The organism is Williamsia sp. z34 (genome assembly GCF_059553395.1).
In genome coordinates this window covers 60,411-77,437 of record NZ_JCANWW010000006.1, presented here as the reverse complement: position 1 = coordinate 77,437, position 17,027 = coordinate 60,411, and the positions used below count along the sequence as shown (strand labels likewise).

Here is a 17,027-nt window from a genome sequence, read left to right as displayed (position 1 = left end):
TCCCTTCGTCCGGGGAGCGACCCGACTCGATCTGTCCAGAATCGTAGTGGGGTCTGTGAAAAAAGAACAGAGGGCTCGTTGAAACTCGTTTCCCGTACTGGCAGCAGATAGAGTTGCCCGGGTGAGCGAATCGGGTGTGGTCGGCAGACGCAGTAACAAGCGTGGTCTGGCCACCCGGGAATCGATGCTGGACACCGCTTTACGGACGCTGGCGACCGGCGACCCGGCAGCGGTGTCGGGCAATCGGATCGCCAAGGAGATCGGTGCGACCTGGGGTGCGGTCAAATATCAGTTCGGTGACATCGACGGGCTGTGGGCGGCGGTTCTGCAACGCATCGCGCAGCGTCGGGGTGATCTGCCGGTCAGCGCGCCGATCGACGCAGCACTGCAGGTCCGGGTGGGTGCCATCATCGACAACATGTACGAGGGTCTGACCGTCGGTGATTCCCGGGCGATCGAGAACCTCCGGGCCGCGCTGCCGCGTGAGCGTGCCGAGCTCGAACGCCTGTATCCGCGCACCGCAGCCGAATTCGAGTCGTGGGGCCAGGCGTGGCTGGACACGTGTCGCCGGGCCTTTACCGGTCTGGATGTCGATCCCGATCGGGTTGCCGAGGTGGCCGCGTTCATCCCCGGCGCGATGCGCGGGATCGTCTCGGAGAAGCAACTCGGGACCTATACCGACCTCGACCTCGCCAGACGCGGGATCACCAACGCGATCGTCGCCTACCTGCAGCCGCAGTGACCAGCTACTGAAGGACTGCCGCCCGGCGGCGACCCCCTCGTCGATTATTGCGATAACGGATTACAGAAGCGCAGTTTGAGTATTGGACTGAGCCTGATATTGGCGCAATAGTGTGGGAATGGACACGCTCAATCCGGACGTACCCGACGACGTCTTCGCCGACATCCTCAAGCAGGTCAATCAGTTCGTGCGGACGCGCGTGATTCCGCGGGAGCTGGAGATCATGAACACCGACACGATCCCCGAGGACCTGCGGACCCAGGTGGCGCAGATGGGTTTGTTCGGTTACGCGATACCGCAGGAGTGGGGCGGTCTGGGATTCAACCTGATCCAAGACGTCGAACTCGCGATGGAACTGGGCTACACCTCGTTGTCGCTCCGGTCGATGTTCGGGACCAACAACGGGATCGCCGGGCAGGTGCTGGTCGGGTTCGGCACCGATGATCAACGCGCACAGTGGTTGCCGGGTATGGCTTCCGGAGACGTCGTCGCGTCCTTCGCGCTGACCGAACCCGGTGCGGGATCGAATCCGGCCGGCCTGAAAACGACGGCCCGGGTCGACGGCGACGGGTGGATCATCGACGGGGGCAAGCGGTACATCACCAACGCGCCGAACGCGCATCTGTTCGTGGTTTTTGCGCGCACCTCACCGGCGCCGGAGACCGGCAACGGCATCGCGGTCTTCCTTGTGCCGGCTACCGCCGACGGCGTCGAGATCGGCCCGAAAGACGCGAAGATGGGACAAGAGGGTGCGGCCACCGCCGAGGTGAATTTCAACGGCGTCCGGGTGGGCCCCGAAGCGCTGGTCGGGTCAGACGCCGAGGTCGGATATCGCGCCGCGATGACGTCGCTCGCACGTGGTCGGGTGCACATCGCGGCTCTGGCCGTGGGCCAGGCCCAGCGGGCACTCGACGAGTCGGTTGCGTATGCGGCGACCGCCACCCAGGGTGGGAACGCGATCGGCGATTTCCAGTTGGTGCAGGCAATGCTCGCGGAGCAGTACACCGGGGTGATGGCCGGACGTGCCATCGTGCGCGACGCCGCGCGGGCCTGGGTGACCGAGACCGATCGCCGGATCGCGCCTTCGGCGGCCAAGCTGTTCTGCACCGAGATGGTCGGCAAGGTGGCCGATCTGGCTGTTCAGGTCCACGGCGGCGCCGGGTACATGCGGGACGTGCCGGTGGAACGGATCTACCGGGACGTCCGGGTGCTGCGGCTGTATGAGGGGACCAGCGAGATCCAGAAACTGGTCATCGGCGCGGGTCTGATCCGGGCCGAGAAGAAGAAGCTGTCATGACGTTGCCACTCGACGGCTACACCGTGGTCTCCGTCGAGCAGGCGGTGGCGGCGCCGCCGGCCACCCGGAATCTCGCCGATCCCGGTGCCCGGGTGATCAAGGTCGAACGGCCGCGCCGGAACTGGCAGATGATCCGCGCTGTGCCACCAATGTCGCGCGGGTGCAGAATCGGGCCGCCTGTGACGCGGAGGTGACCGCGCGCACCAGGCGTCGCAGCACCGCCGCCAAAGCAGGGCTGTCCGGTGCGGTCGCCGATGACCTGCTCGCCGGCGGCACGGCGATCGGGCCACCCGGATAGCCACCCCAGGCGGCGCGATGGCGCCGCGTCGTCACGCAAGAAAGCGCAACCGAGAAAGGACATCATGCTCGCCAACCGCACCGCCGTCGTCACCGGAGGAGCCCAGGGGATAGGGCTGGCCATCGCCCGTACATTTGCCGACAACGGCGCCCGGATCGTGATCGGGGACCTCGACGAGGCCAAGGCCGAGGAAGCGGCTGCCTCGTTGCCGGTCGAGGCGATCGGCGTCCGTTGCAACGTGACGTCCGCAGGGGAGGTCGCCGCCCTGCTCGCCGCCGCGACCGACACCTTCGGGTCGCTCGATGTGATGGTCAACAACGCCGGCATCACCCGCGACGCCACCATGCGCAAGATGACCGAGCAGCAGTTCGACGACGTGATCGACGTCCACATCAAGGGCTGCTGGAACGGAACCCGGCTCGCCGCCGGCATCATGCGGGAACATGGCGGCGGATCGATCATCAACATGTCGTCGATCTCGGGCAAGGTCGGAATGCTCGGGCAGACGAACTATTCGGCGGCCAAAGCCGGAATCGTGGGACTGAGCAAGGCCGCTGCCAAGGAGGTCGCCCACCTCGGTGTTCGGGTCAACGTCATCGCGCCAGGACTCATCCGCACCGCCATGACAGAGGCGATGCCGCAGAAGGCATGGGACTCGAAGATGGCAGAGATCCCGATGGGACGAGCCGGTGAACCGGACGAGATCGCCCCGGTGGCATTGTTCTACGCCTCGTCGATGTCGTCCTACATGACCGGAACGGTGGCAGAGGTGACCGGCGGACGCCACCTCTGAGGGTCAGTCGCCGACGCCGGGTCGGGATTCGTGGTGCCGCCTGCCGTGGGTTCTGCGGCGTTCCTTCATCTCGGCCTCGAAGAGGTGGCGGTTGCCCTTCTGGAGCTCTTCGCGCACCCGGCGCTCATGGTCGCGGAAGGCCGACCAGTACGTGTCGTCGAACTCCTCGACGATCTGGAAGGTCCACCGGCCCTCGATGACGTTTCGGCCGACCAGTTCTTCGCCGAGCCGGTCGGCGATCTCGGCGTGACCGGCAGCGCGCAGGGCGTCGGTGGCGTCACCCAACAGCAGGTCGGTGTGGCCCATCAATTGGTGGAACGAGTAGAGGTGCCCGCGGGCGCGTTCGAGGCATTCCAATGCTTCGGACAATTTCCCGACAGCGGCGACGGTGTCGTCATCGACACCGCCGGGGCGTATGTGGGTGGGCGATGGCTCTCCAGCGGTGTCGGACACCGATGCGGAGTACCCCACGTCGACCGACATCAACCGTGCCAGACCCCCAGCCGACGGTTACCGATGGTCGGTGAGCCGGGAACGACCGGTCTGTCCCTTTCTGGACATCACCTCGACCCACCACGATTCGAGCGGGCTCGGCTCGGGCCACCGGACGTCGGGCCGACTCCACAACTCGACCACCTCGTCGACGGTGGAATGTAGATCGAGTACCTGTTCGAGCTGCAGGGCGATGATCGGGCGGGCTGTCGAGGGACGTGCTGTCACCACCGCGAACATGGCACCGGTCGCCTCCGCGCGCTCCCGGGCCCGTTCGAGGGCTTTGAGGCCCGCAGACGCCAGGAATGTGGTCTGCGTCAGATCGATGAGGAGGTTGGCGGTCCGCTCACGGAACGCGCCTTCGATGGCCTGGCGGAAGAGGTCGATCGTCAACAGATCGATGTCGCCGCACACCGCCAGAATGGTGGCGTTCCCCTGCCGCGACGATGAGATCGTCAGGGGTGGAGACACCGTGTCCGGTGTCATCGTAAAAGTGTCGTCGCATCTGGACAAGATCGCTCCCTCGCCATGGATGGGAGCGTAGGCAGACCGGCAGACTGCCTACGCAATACGCGGCTAGTCCTTAACCTTCCTACATGGTGTCAGTCATCACACCTGTTCGCAACCCTGACCGCGCCACCAGTCGTCGAACGGCGTGACCGCGAGATGCCTTTTGTGTCGGGTGCGGAGGTAGGCGGATTCGATGGTCCGCGCGGCCTCGTCGGGCACGCCGTGGCCCTGTAGGTAGCGGTCGATATCGGCGTAGGTGACACCGAGGGCCTCTTCATCGGCGAGGGCCGGGCGGTCGTCCTCGAGGTCGGCGGTCGGGATCTTCCGCCAGGTGCGCTCCGGCGCGCCCAGTTCTTGGAGAAGCTGTGCGCCTTGACTTTTGGTGAGCCCGGCGAGTGGATTGATGTCGCTGCCACCGTCACCGTATTTGGTGAAGAATCCGGTCACGCCTTCGGCGGCGTGATCGGTGCCGACGACCAGCAGCCCGAGCTCGCCGGCTATGGCGTACTGGGCGACCATGCGCTCGCGGGCCTTGACATTGCCTCGGACGAAGTCGGTCAGCCGCTCGATCCCGAGTGCGCGCGCCGCGGCTGTCGCGGCGGCGTCGGTGCTCTCGGCGATGTTCAGGGCCACTGTCCGGGACGGCTTGATGAAATCAAGTGCCAGGTCCACGTCGGATTCGTCGGATTGGCGCCCGTAAGGCAACCGGACACCGACGAATTCTGCGTTGTGGCCGGCCGAGGTCAGCCGGTCGACCGCGAGTTGGCTCAGTCGACCGGCCAGTGTGCTGTCCTGCCCACCACTGATTCCGAGGACGAAACCCGACGTTCCCGAGGCGCGTGCGTAGTCAGCGAGGAACTCGACCCGCCGCTCGATCTCGGTGGCGGGATCGATCTCCGGGCTGACGTGCAATTCCGTACGAATTCGTTCGGACAATCCGGTCATGCTCACTCCTGATCGAGGGGGCCCGAGCCCCGCGCAGTTGATTGCTCAGATGGCGGCGATCGAATATGCGTGCCGCAAAAGTACTTCCAGGGCGTGTTCGATTGTCGCGGCCAGGATTTCGGGTGGACTGCCCGGGAACACGTGCTGTCCTGCCGTGGTGAGCCCGGGTTCGGCGACGCCGAACCAAACCGTCCCCGGGGGCACGTCCTCCTGGGTCTCCGGGCCGGCCTCACCGGTGACGGCAAGTGTCAGGTCGGCCCCCATCAACGACGCGGTGGTGTGGGCCATGGCGATCGCCGACTCCCTGCTCACCACCGGCCCCTCGGGGACCTTCAGCAGCGAGTGTTTGACCTGCGCGTGGTAGGCCACGATGCCGCCCAGAAACCATTCGCCCGACGCGGGTGCCTTGCCCAAGGTCGCGGCGAGGTTTCCGGCGGTGAGGGACTCGGCGATCGCGATCCGCAGACCGTGACGGCAGGCCAGATCGGAGAGCTCTTCGGTCATTGTGTCGACTCTGTCCTGGGACAGTGCGTCGTTCAGGTCGATGGTCATCGATTCAGCTCAGCGGGCACCGTTTTCGGCAAGCAGCGTCAATCGTCGCAAGCACTCTTCCAGGCGGGGAGCGACCACCAGTCGTTGCGCGTTGTCGGGTATCCAGCGGAAGGGCGCGGACTCGGCCGTCTCGTCCATCGTGACGCGCGAGCCGTTGCCGTCCTTCTCCACGTGGAGCCGAATGCGCGCGGTTCCGACCGGACCCGCATGCGCCGACAGCTCGAGATAACCGGCCGACGACTCCCGGACCTCCGTCTCGTCGTCGATCACCGCAGGCCACAACCCGAACGAGTGTGCGACCTTCGATCCGGTCTGTGGCCAGTCCTTGTCGACGTTCCGGATCCGGGACGCACCGACGACCCAGGAGCTGTACAGCCAACCGTTGGATAACACGGACCAGACCTGAGCGGGGGTGGCTGTTGTCGTGCGTTCGACCTCGATCATTTAAAACCTCGTTCTGTTGGTGCGGGGTGAGAGGGTGTGGTCAGCCCGGCAGGGTCTCGCCGCCGATGGGCGCCAGAACTTCGCCAGAGTAGTAGGACGACATGGTCTCCGAAGCGAAGAACACATAGGACGGTGCGATCTCGTCGGGCTGCGCGGCACGACCGTAGGGTGCCTGCTTGCCGAAGTCCTCGACTTTGTCGGCGGGCATCGTCGCCGGGATGAGAGGAGTCCATACCGGTCCCGGCGCAACACAATTCACGCGTATCCCGCGCTCGATGAGGCTCTGGGCGAGGGAGTAGGTGAGCGCGATGACCGCACCCTTGGTGGCGGAATAGTCGATCAGTGTCTTGTTCCCACGGAGCCCGTTGATGGATGCGGTGTTGATGATGGCCGACCCAGGATCGAGGTACTTGAGCGCTGCCTGCGTCACGTGGAAGTAGCTGTGGATGTTGACGTCGAAGGTGCGCTGCCATTGCTCGGGCGTGAGGTCCGCGAAGTCCTCGACGACCGCTTGGAAAGCAACGTTGTTGACGACGATGTCGAGGGTCCCGAGTTCGTCGGCCGCGCGGGTGACCACATCTGCGCAATGCGCGGGGTCGGCGAGGTCACCGGGAAAAAGGTGGCAATCGCGGCCGGCCTCTTGGACCTTGGCCCGCGTGTGTTCGGCGTCCTTCGTCTCCGAGAGATAGGCGATGGCGACGTCGGCGCCCTCTTTGGCAAAGGCGATGGCCACTGCCCGGCCGATGCCGGAGTCGCCGCCGGTGATCAGGGCCTTTTTGCCTTCCAAGAGGCCCCGGCCGACATAGGACGCCATTTCATCGTGTGGCTTGTCCTTCATATCGCCGGTATTGCCGGGATACGGAATGGTCTGCGGAGGGTGCTCGCTCATAGCCTGCGGAATACCCCGCGAACGGTGGCTAAAACATCAGCGGCGCACGGCCTCCGCGGTCGCGGCTCTCGCCTCGTCCCTGGCGCCGGTCAGTCTCCCGGCCACCGCCGCTGCGGCGGCGGTGACACGAGGGCCGGCCTGCTCAGCGTCGAGTTCTCGGACCGTGATGATGCCGACGCTGGCCTCGAGGCCCTCGACACCGAGGACCGGCGCTGCCAGACCGCGCGCGCCCGACTGCAATTCACCACTGGTGACGACGTAGGCCTCGGTGGACTCGCTCCTGCCCAGCAGGATCGCCTTGCCTGCCGCTCCCTGGGTGAGGGGGTGGCGGGCACCGACCCGGTACCCGACATGCAGGTCGGTCCAGGTGGGTTCGACGACCACCAACGCCAGGGCATCGCCACCGTCGGCGATGGTGAGGTGCGTCGTGCAGCCCAGATCCTCGGCGAGTTCGCGGAGAACCGGTGTTGCGGCATCACGCAACACCGGTGTCACCGCGGTCGCCAGGGACAGTGCGCCCAGCCCGACGCTGAGCCGACCATCGGCCCGGCGCTGCACCAGAGCGTGTTGCTCGAGCGTGCTGATCAGGCGATGAACGATGGTGCGGTTGATACCCAGCTCCGCCGACAGGGCCGACATGGTCAACCCGCCGGGATGCGCGGCGAGTGTGCGTAGGGCACGCAGACCACGGTCGAGGGTCTGAGCGGTTTCGGCGGGCATGCGCTGCAGCTTAGGCCACGCCGCGGACGCGGTCAGCGCTCATCGATGATCCGGCCGGTCACTTCACCGAGCGCGATCCGGCCACCGAGCGTTCCCTGCGCCGTGTACCGCAACGTGACCGTGTCGCCGTCTTCGAGTGCGAGGCGCTCGTCGTCGCCGACCGGGAACGGGTTGCGCCAGCCCCAGCTGAGTTCGAGGAACGAGCCCCGCTGGTCGGGTTCTGCACCCGAGATGGTTCCCGAGCCCCACAGGTCACCTGGGCGGATCGACGCACCGTTGACGGTCATGTGCGCAAGCATCTGCGCGGCACCCCAGTACATCGACCGGTAGATCGGCCGGGTGACGACATGGCCGTTCACGACGACCTCGACATCGATGTCCAGGCCGGCGGGCCCGTCGACAGCCAGGTAGTCGAGCACCTTCGGATTGCCTTCGGAACCGTCCTGTCCGGGTAGTTCACACCAGGCCGCGGCCAACGCCGACAGCGGCGTGACCCAGTGAGAGATGCTGGTGGCAAAGGATTTACCGAGGAACGGGCCCAGGGGAACGTATTCCCAGGCCTGGATGTCACGGGCCGACCAGTCGTTGAGTCCGACAACACCGAAGGTGTGCTCGGCGAACTCGGCGGTACCGACCTGATCGCCGAGGGCGGTGCCGGTTCCCACCACGAATCCGAGTTCGGCCTCGATGTCGAGGCGTGCACTCGGGCCGAAGACGGGCTCGGCCGCGTCGGCGGGTTTGCGTTGTCCCTTGGGGCGCTGAATATCCGTGCCGGAGGGAACCACGGTTCCGGCGCGGCCGTGGTAGCCGACCGGCAGATGTTTCCAGTTGGGGAGCAGTGGCGCCTGGTCGGGACGGAAGATCTTGCCGACGTTCGAGGCATGGTCCGCCGAGGCGTAGAAGTCGACGTAGTCGCCGACCTCGAACGGCATGTGCATCGTCACATCTGCCAGCGGCACCAGATGTGGGACCACCACGTCGCGGTGTTCGATGTTGGTCAGCCGTTCGATCAGCCAGGCCCGCACCGCATCCCAGGAATCCTTGCCCAGTGACATGAACGGATTGAGTGTGGCCGCATCGAACGCCGCCGCGACATCGAGACCCGCGTCGGCGGCCACCGGCGCGACATCGAGGACGTGGTCGCCGATGCGGACACCGACGCGACGAGCTCCCGGGTTCGCGGTGTGATCGAAGATCCCGTAGGGGAGGTTGTCGACGTCGAACAGTGAACCGGCGGCTCCGTCGACCCAGGTGGTGGTGTTGCTCATTGTGGTCCTTCCAGCAGTTCGAGAGTGAGGAGATCTTCCAGGGGTTCGGTCACACTGCAGCTTCCGTGTGAGACGAACCGGCGTCGTACGGCCGGGACATCGATGGACGCGATGCGCTGGGCCAGTGCGGCCGAGTTCTCTTCGGCGAGCAGGGCGGTGATCTCTGCGATGTCCGCGCCGCCGGACGCGGCATCCGTTGCTGCCATGACGTTCAGGAATCCGTGATGGACGAAACCGTCGTCGGCGTTGTGTCGCACTGCCTTGTGCAGGCCTGCAGTGCATTTGAATGCCACGTTGCGGTTCACGGCGGCGGCGATCCACGAGGCCAGCGTCTGCGAAGAGGGAAACAGGTCGGCGGTGACGCCACCGGTCCGGAACTTCAGCAGCAAACCGCGCTCGCCTGCGACGTCCACTGCGTCGAGCCAGCCGCCGGTGGCCTCGGTCTGTGGTAATTCGACGTAGACCGGGGTGCCAGAGTTCAGGAGGCCACCGGCCTGGGCGATGTCGCGCACGGCGGCGGCTCGTCGCACGGCGCCGGGCAGGTCTGCGGTGTCGCGGAGGGCAACCTCGACCGCGACGACCCTCACGTTCACCGTGCGCGCGGTGGCGAGTGCGTTGTGCAGGGCGTCGGGTCCACCGGCGACGACCAGCGATACCGGTAGCTCCGTGGGCGAATCGATCTCCGAGACTGCGGCCGCGGAGACCACGAAGCTCGAAACCAATGGCGCATACCACTGTTCGCGGCGACGCGCGTGAAAAGCGGTCACCGCGCCGGACAGTGGACTGTTGCCGGGCGGAAAGATCGCCGCGTCGTCGATGAGTCCTGCCCACTCCGCGGGCACACCTTGGTTCGGGCCAGGGGTAGCTGTGCTGGATGTTGACATGGCTTGTACCGTAGCGCACATCCCCAAATAACGAACATAGATATCCGATATTCGGACATCGTCACCGTAGGGGTGGTGTTCGATCCAACCAAAGGAGCAGCCGATCGTGGCCTTCTATCAGGCAGTGGGCGATATGCCCCGCAAACGCCACACGCAGCATCGTCAGCCCGACGGGACCCTCTATCGAGAAGAACTGATGGGTGAGGAAGGATTCTCCTCCGACTCATCATTGCTGTACCACCGGGGCGTTCCCGCCGCGATCGTCGATTCCCGGGTCTGGGAGTGGACCGACCAGCAGCTGATCCCGAACCACCCCCTCAAACCCCGCCACCTCCGGCTGCACGCACTGTTTGCCGATGGTGCCACCGCTGATGCGGTCACCGGACGACGGTTGGTCCTGGGCAACAGCGATGTGCGGATCGCCTACGTCGTGACCGGAACCGAAGCGTCTGTCTACTACCGCAACTCGATCGGCGACGAATGCGTCTACGTCGAGCGGGGCAGCGGTGTGATCGAGACGGTCTTCGGCACACTTCCTTATCGCGCAGGGGATTACGTCATCGTCCCCAGGACGACCACGCACCGGTGGTTGCCGGCGGAGTCGTCGGCTCTGTATGCGGTCGAAGCCAATTCGCACATCACACCCCCGGCGCGCTACCTGTCCAAATATGGTCAGTTCCTCGAACACGCGCCCTTCTGTGAACGTGATCTCGTGGTCCCGTGTGAACCGCTGCTGGCCGAGGGCCGCGATATCGAGGTGCACGTGAAACACCGTGCCGGAGGCCGGATCCTGGGCACGGTCATGACCTATGACACGCATCCCTTCGACGTCGTCGGCTGGGATGGTTGCCTCTACCCCTACACGTTCAACATCGAGGACTTCGAACCGATCACCGGCCGGGTTCACCAGCCACCGCCGGTCCACCAGGTCTTCGAGGGGCACAACTTCGTCATCTGTAACTTCGTGCCGCGCAAGGTCGATTACCACCCGTTGGCGATCCCGGTGCCCTACTACCACTCGAACGTCGACTCCGATGAGGTGATGTTCTACGTCGCCGGAGACTACGAGGCGCGCAAGGGTACGAACATCGGCTTCGGCTCGATCTCACTGCATCCGGGCGGGCATGCCCACGGTCCTCAGCCATCGGCGACCGAGGCCTCCTTGGGCGCGGAGGTTTTCGAGGAGCTCGCGGTCATGGTCGACACCTTCGCCCCTCTCGATCTGGGTGAAGGCGGCCTTGCGGTCGAGGACGACACCTACGCGTGGAGCTGGGCCGGCCGCGGCCGGTAGCACCACGTCCTCCCCGGGCGGCGCGCGTGGTTCAGCTCAACGCGCGCGCCAGCTCGGTGGCACTCTCGAGGACGGCGGGCGCTGCTCGTTCGGCCTGAGCGGTCTCGAACACCGATACCCCGATACTCATCGGGGTTCTTCGTCGTGCCGGCACAACGGCAGAGATGCCGTAGACCGAGGAGATCACCTCGGAGAAACTCACCGCGTATCCGCGCTCGCGCGCGCTGGTGACGTCGGGCCGCTCTTCCTCGCGAGGTGGACCGGCCGCGAGTAGCGCCAGTCCGGCAGAGCCGCGGTCGATGGGTCCGAGGTGGCCGGCCCGAAAGGCGATGTGCATCGGCGCGTGACGCGGCTCGACGACAAAGATCGCCCGCACGTGGTCGGGACCTTCCTGCATCGCCAGGTGTGCGGTGGCGCCGGTGCGGTCAGCGAGTTCCTGTAGAACCGGCACCGCCAGGGCCCGCAGGTCCCGCTCGACCGGTTCGGCGAGCGGCACCAGCCCGGCCCCGGGGAAGAACCGCTTGGACGAATCGTCGCGCCGGACCATCCGATGCGCTTCGAGCGTGCGCATCATCCGATGGGCAACCGTGCGATGCACCCCGATGGCCTCGGCGACCTGTGTGACCGTCAATCCGTCTGCCGACGCGCAGACCGCTGCCAGCGCACTCAGGCCCGCATGCAGCGTCTTCGACATCCCGGAGTCGAGTTCGGGGCCGCCCGCCGCCACCTGATCGTCGGGGTGCGAATCCGTGGTTGTCATGTGTTCGTACCGACCTTTCTCCGACGCTGCGCGCCACCAGACTTGACGTAGACATTGTGACCTGCATAACCTCGCGTTCGGTTATTGATCACCGCGTTCGATTATCGCACGCATACAGAGAGTTGGCCAGTGTCCGCACACTCTTCCGCAGATGGCAACACGAGCGAGTTGTCGTCGCAGGACGGTCTTGACGACGTATATCCGCAGGTGGTTCGCGCTTACGCACGTCAGGCACGCCTGATCGACTCCGGTGACGCGAGCGGCTGGGCGTCTACGTTCACCGCGGACGGGATCTTCGAATCGCCGTCTTACCCGGCTCCGGTGCAGGGACGGACGCAGCTCGAGGCCTTTGCCCGACGTTTCGCCGAGCAGGGCATTGCCGACGGTGTGGTCAGCCGGCACGTGATCACCAACGTCGACCTCATGCCCGGCGCCGATGCCGATCACCTCGTGGGGCATGCCTATCTGCAGATCGTGGCCACGCCGAAAGGTCAGGTCAGCACGCTCGTGCGGCTGACCACCACCGTCGACCAGTGGGTCCGGGCATCGTCCGGCCGGTGGCTGGTGGCGCACCGCCAGGTGCTCCGCGACGACTAGGCCACCCGGGTCACGCACCGCGACCCCGGCGAAAACCTGTCTTTAGTTCAATCCGCAAGAGAGAGAAGAAAACCCGATGACTTCGACCACTTCCGACGCCGGCAACCCCGAGAACGCACATCCCGGTCGGGTGCAGGGGACCCCGATGGTTGTCAGCCATCCGGATCTCGCAGGCAAGGTCGCCGTGGTGACCGGCGCGGCCCAGGGCATGGGCGCACGTTTCGCAGCCGCACTGGCCCGGCGCGGGGTCAACGTGGTCGGCGCCGACATCAACGGCGAGCAGATGGCTCGTACCGCCGATGACCTCAACACAGAGGTCGCCGATGTCGAGAACGCCGGCCGCGTCCTGGCGGCGACGGTGGACGTCCGTGATCCCGAAGCGCAGCACGCACTGGCCCAGAAGGCAGTCGGGGAGTTCGGCGCCGTCGACCTGTGGATCAACAATGCCGGCATCTTCCCCGAGGCCCCGGCCGCGGACATCCCGCCGTCACAGATGCAGGCATCGCTGTCGATCAACGTCGAGGGCGTCCTCTACGGGGCGCAGGCCGCCGCGTCGGTGATGGCTCCCGGCGGCGCGATCCTGAACATGGCATCGGTTGCCGCGGTCCGGGTCCGTCGTGGTCGGGCCGCCTACTGCTCCGCCAAGGCCGCCGTCGCGCACCTGACCGAATGTCTGGCCGTCGAGTTCGGTGACCTGGGTATTCGCGTCAACGCGATCGCGCCGGGATTCATCGACACCGAGATGACCCGGTGGGTCCAGGACGATGCACCCGCTCTGGCCCGGACCCTGGACATCATCCCGCTGCACCGCATCGCCTCGCCGGAAGAGGTCGTCGGCCCGATGCTGTTCCTGCTCTCGGACAGCGCCCGCTACGTGACCGGTCACATCCTGGCCGTCGACGGCGGATCCCGTCATGTCTGACCCGACCCAGGGCCACAAGGTCGTCCTGATCACCGGTGCTGCCGGTGGGATGGGCGCCGGCCACGCCCGGACCCTGGCCGCCGACGGCTGGCATGTGGCGGTCGGCGACATCGTCGACACCGCTCCGATCGTCGACGAGATGGTCGCAGCCGGGGGCTCGGCCACCGGTCATCGCCTCGACGTCACCGATCCGGCCGATTGGGCTCGGGTGATCGGTGAGATCAGCACATCGTGCGGAGCCCTTCACGGCCTGGTCAACAACGCCGGCATCTCCCGGCGCCGCCGGTTCATGGACACCACCGTCGAGACCTGGCGGATGGTGATGGCGATCAACCTCGACGGCCCCTTCTACGGCATTGCGGCAGCGGCCCCGCTGATGCGTGATTCCGGCGGCGGCTCAATCGTCAACATCTCGTCCATCTCGGGACAGATCGGCTACTTCTCACCGTCCTACTCGACCTCGAAATGGGGTCTTCGGGGGCTGACCAAGTCCGCTGCAGGTGAGCTGGCAGCATGGGGCATCCGAGTGAACTCGGTTCACCCCGGACTGGTGGAAACCCCGTTGCTCGCCGGTGCCGATTCATTCGTCACCAGTGCGGTGGCCAGTGTCCCCGCCGGTCGGATGGCGCAGCCGTCGGAGATCACCAGCGTCGTGCAATTCCTCCTCGGTGACGGGTCGTCGTACATGACCGGTGCCGAGATGACGGTCGACGGGGGGCTCGTCTCCAACGGGACGTACCACCGGATCCTCGAAGAGATGGACGGAGAACTGTCATGAGTGGACACGACTACGACGTCGTGGTGATCGGCGGCGGCGGTGCCGGTCTGGCCGCCGCGGTCTCGGCTGCCGAACGCGGTGCCTCGGTGATCCTCTTCGAGTCCGAAGGTGAGCTCGGTGGATCCACGCAGCTGTCGGCCGGGATGTTCACGGCCGCACAGACCAGTGTCCAGAAAGAGCTCGGGATCGAAGACACCGTCGAACGGTTCTTCCAGCACTACATGGACCTGAACCAGTGGCTCCTCAAACCCGGTCTGGTCAGGCGCTTTTGCGAGCTCGCCGGACCCACGCTCGAGTGGATGCTGCACCTGGGCGTCGAGGTGCCCGCCCAGATCTCCGGTAACGCCCACACACCGGGTCTGACCCGCGCGGGTGTCGAAGACGTCTGGCGTGCCCACGTCCCCAAAGACCAGGGTTACGGCCTGGTGCAGGTCCTCGACAAGGCCCGCAAGGCCCACAAGATCGACGCCGTCATGCACACCCGCGTCGAGCAACTCCTGTCCACCGACGGCCGGGTGACCGGTGTCGTCGTCGACGGTGTCGAACTCGAGGCCGGCGCCGTGGTCGTCGCATCGGGTGGCCTCTCGCAGAACAAGGCGCTCGTCGATCGATGGTTCCCGCACGCCAACCGCGCCGGTGACTCCCTGTTCGTTGTGGCCGCACCCGGTTCGCGCGGCGATCACATCGGATACGCCGAACAGGTGTCGGCCTCCATCGCCGGTGATGGCTGGGGACTGTTGCTGCCGACCGCAGAGTTCGTCGGTTACCACCACTGGCAGGCGGGATTCCCGCCCCGGTCACGCCTGCACATCAACGGTGCCGGACACCGGTTCATGGACGAGGATGCCTCCTACGCCGTGTCCGGTGGTCTGATCGACACCCAGATCGACCGCTACGGGCAGCCGGTGTGGATGGTCTTCGACGAGGATGCCCGACGCACCCTCCCGCCCGGCTACATCGACTGGACGCCGGAGCTCGTGGAGGATCACGTGCGCGGGGGATCCGTTCTGAAGGCCCAGACCCTGGCCGAATTGGCCGCCAAGGTCAACGTGCCGGCGGATGCGTTGCAGGCCACCGTCTCCCGATGGAACGAGCAGCTCCCGAACGGGACCGACGTCGACTTCGAACGCGATCGGTCGCTGGCGGCCAAGGGTGTCACCGGTGGGGTCACCCCGATTGCGGAGGCGCCGTATTACGCCACCCGGCTCGTGCCCGCCGAGTTGGTCTGTACCCACGCGGGTCTCGAGATCGACGTCCGGGCAGCGGTTCTCGACACCCAAGGCAATCCGATCGATGGCCTGTTCGCAGCCGGCGAAGCCGGTGGCGGAATCCTCGGCAGCCGCTACGTCGGTGGCGGCAATGCCGTCGCGAACGCACTGACCATGGGCCGGCTCGCCGGCCAATCCGCGGCATCGGCCGCCCGATGACCGCCGGTCACCGGTATCCACAATCGACTTTCACAAGGCGCCACTTCAAGGAGACGTCATGAGTATCAACACCTCCGCGGTCGACCAATCCGCGGTTCTCTCCAAGGTGTCGCGATCAATTCTGCCGATCGCGTTCCTTCTCTACATGTTCAACTACATGGACCGTTCCAACATCAGCTACGCGCAGCTGTCGATGTCGGAGGACCTGGGTATCAGCCTGGCCACCTACGGCACCGTCGCGGCGATCTTCTTCGTTGCGTATGTGGTCCTGGAGATCCCCAGCAACATCATCATGAAGAAGGTGGGTGCGCGGATCTGGCTGGCCCGCATCGCCATCTCGTGGGGCATCGTCACCATGGCGACCGGGTTCGTGCAGAACACCGCTCAGCTCTACATTGCCCGCATCATGCTCGGTATCGCCGAGGCCGGGCTCTTCCCCGGACTGCTTCTTTACTTGACCTTCTGGTTCCGTAACCAGGACCGCGGTCGCGGCATCGCCCGGATGTCGCTGGCGCAGCCGATCGCCCTGATCCTCGGATCGCTCTCGGCCGGATGGATTCTCGACCACGTCGAGTGGTTCGGGTTGTCGTCGTGGCGTTGGATCTTCCTTCTGCAGGGTTTTCCGCCGGTATTGCTCGGAATCTGGGTGCTGTTCTTCCTCGCCGACAGTCCGAGTAAGGCGAAATGGCTGAAAAAGGACGAGGCGAAGTGGCTCGAAGGCGAGATCAGCAAGGACTACAACGCCGAGGACGATGAGTCGGTACACATCGATCTCACTGTGATCAAGAACCCGAAGGTTCTCTACCTCGCGGTCATCAACCTGCTGTATGCCGTTGGCCTGTACGGGATGACGTTCTTCCTCCCGCAGATCGTCAAGCAGCTCAACCCGGACTACTCCGCCACCAATATTGGTCTCCACGGCTCGATCCCGTACATTTTCGGTGCCATCGCGATGCTCCTCATCGCCCGCTACTCCGATCTGATGGGGAACCGTAAGGTCGTCGTGATGGGGACCTTGGTCGTGGCAGTCGCCGGACTGGTCATCACCATGGCCACCCGTGACCACGCCAACGTGGCGATGTTCGGTCTGGTACTGCTGGCCGTCGGTGTCTTCGGTTACCTCGGCCCCTTCTGGGCGCTGGCCACCGAAGCTCTGCCGCGGGCGCAGACCGCGGTCGGCCTGGCCGTCGTCAACTGCATCGCCGCCGCCGGTGGGTTCTTCGGTCCGTACATCATCGGCAAGACCTCCAAGGCCGATGACGTCACCTTCGGGCTGCTGTTCCCCGCGGTGTGTATGGCCATCGCGGTGGTCATGCTGATCTTCGTCAAGTCGGCCAAATCCGAGGACGAAGTCGACGACGCGGAAAAGGTTGCCCTGCGCGACTGACCCTTCGATCCACCGGACAACAAACCGGCCG

At 65.6% G+C, this 17,027-nt stretch carries 21 protein-coding genes; 11 read left to right on the top strand and 10 right to left on the bottom strand.

Annotated elements, in window-relative coordinates; all coding sequences use genetic code 11:
- Positions 1 to 121: 121 nt before the first annotated feature.
- The 5 genes from AC51GT_RS16145 to fabG all read left to right on the top strand — a co-directional run bounded on the left by AC51GT_RS16145 (position 122) and on the right by fabG (position 3,130).
- The gene (locus AC51GT_RS16145; protein WP_496329405.1) at positions 122 to 742 is read left to right on the top strand and encodes a TetR/AcrR family transcriptional regulator; all 621 of its coding nucleotides are present in this window, start codon (positions 122 to 124) and stop codon (positions 740 to 742) included.
- A gap of 118 nt (positions 743 to 860) precedes the next feature.
- Positions 861 to 2,039 carry an acyl-CoA dehydrogenase family protein gene (locus AC51GT_RS16140; RefSeq protein ID WP_496329404.1) on the top strand — a complete coding sequence of 393 codons (1,179 nt, stop codon included), beginning with the start codon at positions 861 to 863 and terminating at the stop codon, positions 2,037 to 2,039.
- Positions 2,036 to 2,233: a CoA transferase gene (locus tag AC51GT_RS16135; protein WP_496329403.1), complete on the top strand. Its 198-nt coding sequence runs from the start codon at positions 2,036 to 2,038 to the stop codon at positions 2,231 to 2,233. Before AC51GT_RS16140 ends, AC51GT_RS16135 begins: the two co-directional genes overlap by 4 nt.
- Positions 2,200 to 2,337 carry a hypothetical protein gene (locus tag AC51GT_RS16130; RefSeq protein WP_496329603.1) on the top strand — a complete coding sequence of 46 codons (138 nt, stop codon included), beginning with the start codon at positions 2,200 to 2,202 and terminating at the stop codon, positions 2,335 to 2,337. The genes AC51GT_RS16135 and AC51GT_RS16130 overlap by 34 nt, the downstream gene beginning before the upstream one ends.
- A 64-nt stretch (positions 2,338 to 2,401) precedes the next feature.
- Positions 2,402 to 3,130, top strand: a complete 729-nt coding sequence (gene fabG / locus AC51GT_RS16125) for a 3-oxoacyl-ACP reductase FabG (RefSeq protein WP_496329402.1) — start codon at positions 2,402 to 2,404, stop codon at positions 3,128 to 3,130.
- A gap of 3 nt (positions 3,131 to 3,133) precedes the next feature.
- Here fabG and AC51GT_RS16120 read toward each other — a convergent pair whose 3' ends face one another.
- From AC51GT_RS16120 to AC51GT_RS16080, 9 genes are all read right to left on the bottom strand, one after another.
- Entirely contained in the window at positions 3,134 to 3,613 is a 480-nt protein-coding gene (locus AC51GT_RS16120; protein WP_496324764.1) for a hypothetical protein, read from the bottom strand.
- 27 nt (positions 3,614 to 3,640) lie between these two features.
- On the bottom strand, positions 3,641 to 4,108 hold the full coding sequence (locus AC51GT_RS16115) for an STAS domain-containing protein (RefSeq protein ID WP_496329401.1): 468 nt from the start codon (positions 4,106 to 4,108) through the stop codon (positions 3,641 to 3,643).
- Positions 4,109 to 4,231: 123 nt separating this feature from the next.
- Positions 4,232 to 5,077: an NAD(+) synthase gene (gene nadE, locus AC51GT_RS16110; RefSeq protein WP_496329400.1), complete on the bottom strand. Its 846-nt coding sequence runs from the start codon at positions 5,075 to 5,077 to the stop codon at positions 4,232 to 4,234.
- Positions 5,078 to 5,122: 45 nt separating this feature from the next.
- A complete protein-coding gene (locus tag AC51GT_RS16105; RefSeq protein WP_496324761.1) occupies positions 5,123 to 5,629 on the bottom strand; it encodes a CinA family protein in 507 nt (168 codons plus the stop codon).
- Between the two features lie 9 nt (positions 5,630 to 5,638).
- Positions 5,639 to 6,073 (bottom strand): SRPBCC family protein, encoded by a 435-nt coding sequence (locus AC51GT_RS16100; protein ID WP_496324760.1) that lies wholly within the window; start codon positions 6,071 to 6,073, stop codon positions 5,639 to 5,641.
- A gap of 40 nt (positions 6,074 to 6,113) precedes the next feature.
- Positions 6,114 to 6,962 carry an SDR family oxidoreductase gene (locus AC51GT_RS16095; RefSeq protein WP_496324759.1) on the bottom strand — a complete coding sequence of 283 codons (849 nt, stop codon included), beginning with the start codon at positions 6,960 to 6,962 and terminating at the stop codon, positions 6,114 to 6,116.
- A gap of 36 nt (positions 6,963 to 6,998) precedes the next feature.
- On the bottom strand, positions 6,999 to 7,682 hold the full coding sequence (locus tag AC51GT_RS16090; RefSeq protein ID WP_496324758.1) for an IclR family transcriptional regulator: 684 nt from the start codon (positions 7,680 to 7,682) through the stop codon (positions 6,999 to 7,001).
- A 32-nt stretch (positions 7,683 to 7,714) separates the two neighbouring features.
- Entirely contained in the window at positions 7,715 to 8,950 is a 1,236-nt protein-coding gene (fahA, locus tag AC51GT_RS16085; protein WP_496329399.1) for a fumarylacetoacetase, read from the bottom strand.
- Positions 8,947 to 9,834: a hypothetical protein gene (locus AC51GT_RS16080; protein WP_496329398.1), complete on the bottom strand. Its 888-nt coding sequence runs from the start codon at positions 9,832 to 9,834 to the stop codon at positions 8,947 to 8,949. The genes fahA and AC51GT_RS16080 overlap by 4 nt, the downstream gene beginning before the upstream one ends.
- A 106-nt stretch (positions 9,835 to 9,940) precedes the next feature.
- On the opposite strand from AC51GT_RS16080, the gene AC51GT_RS16075 reads away from it, so the two are divergent.
- Positions 9,941 to 11,125 carry a homogentisate 1,2-dioxygenase gene (locus AC51GT_RS16075; protein WP_496329397.1) on the top strand — a complete coding sequence of 395 codons (1,185 nt, stop codon included), beginning with the start codon at positions 9,941 to 9,943 and terminating at the stop codon, positions 11,123 to 11,125.
- A gap of 31 nt (positions 11,126 to 11,156) precedes the next feature.
- Here the strand turns inward: AC51GT_RS16075 and AC51GT_RS16070 are convergent, their stop codons facing one another.
- Entirely contained in the window at positions 11,157 to 11,885 is a 729-nt protein-coding gene (locus AC51GT_RS16070) for an IclR family transcriptional regulator (protein WP_496329396.1), read from the bottom strand.
- Positions 11,886 to 12,014: 129 nt separating this feature from the next.
- Here AC51GT_RS16070 and AC51GT_RS16065 point away from each other — a divergent pair, with 129 nt between their 5' ends.
- The 5 genes from AC51GT_RS16065 to AC51GT_RS16045 all read left to right on the top strand — a co-directional run bounded on the left by AC51GT_RS16065 (position 12,015) and on the right by AC51GT_RS16045 (position 16,996).
- Complete coding sequence (locus AC51GT_RS16065; RefSeq protein ID WP_496329395.1) at positions 12,015 to 12,482, top strand: nuclear transport factor 2 family protein; 468 nt, start codon at positions 12,015 to 12,017, stop codon at positions 12,480 to 12,482.
- Between the two features lie 76 nt (positions 12,483 to 12,558).
- Positions 12,559 to 13,404, top strand: coding sequence for an SDR family NAD(P)-dependent oxidoreductase (locus AC51GT_RS16060; protein WP_496329394.1), 846 nt, complete (start codon positions 12,559 to 12,561; stop codon positions 13,402 to 13,404).
- Positions 13,397 to 14,182, top strand: a complete 786-nt coding sequence (locus tag AC51GT_RS16055; protein WP_496324751.1) for an SDR family NAD(P)-dependent oxidoreductase — start codon at positions 13,397 to 13,399, stop codon at positions 14,180 to 14,182. The genes AC51GT_RS16060 and AC51GT_RS16055 overlap by 8 nt, the downstream gene beginning before the upstream one ends.
- Positions 14,179 to 15,609: an FAD-dependent oxidoreductase gene (locus tag AC51GT_RS16050; protein WP_496324750.1), complete on the top strand. Its 1,431-nt coding sequence runs from the start codon at positions 14,179 to 14,181 to the stop codon at positions 15,607 to 15,609. Before AC51GT_RS16055 ends, AC51GT_RS16050 begins: the two co-directional genes overlap by 4 nt.
- Positions 15,610 to 15,667: 58 nt before the next feature.
- Entirely contained in the window at positions 15,668 to 16,996 is a 1,329-nt protein-coding gene (locus AC51GT_RS16045; protein WP_496329393.1) for an MFS transporter, read from the top strand.
- The last annotated feature ends 31 nt before the right edge of the window (positions 16,997 to 17,027 follow it).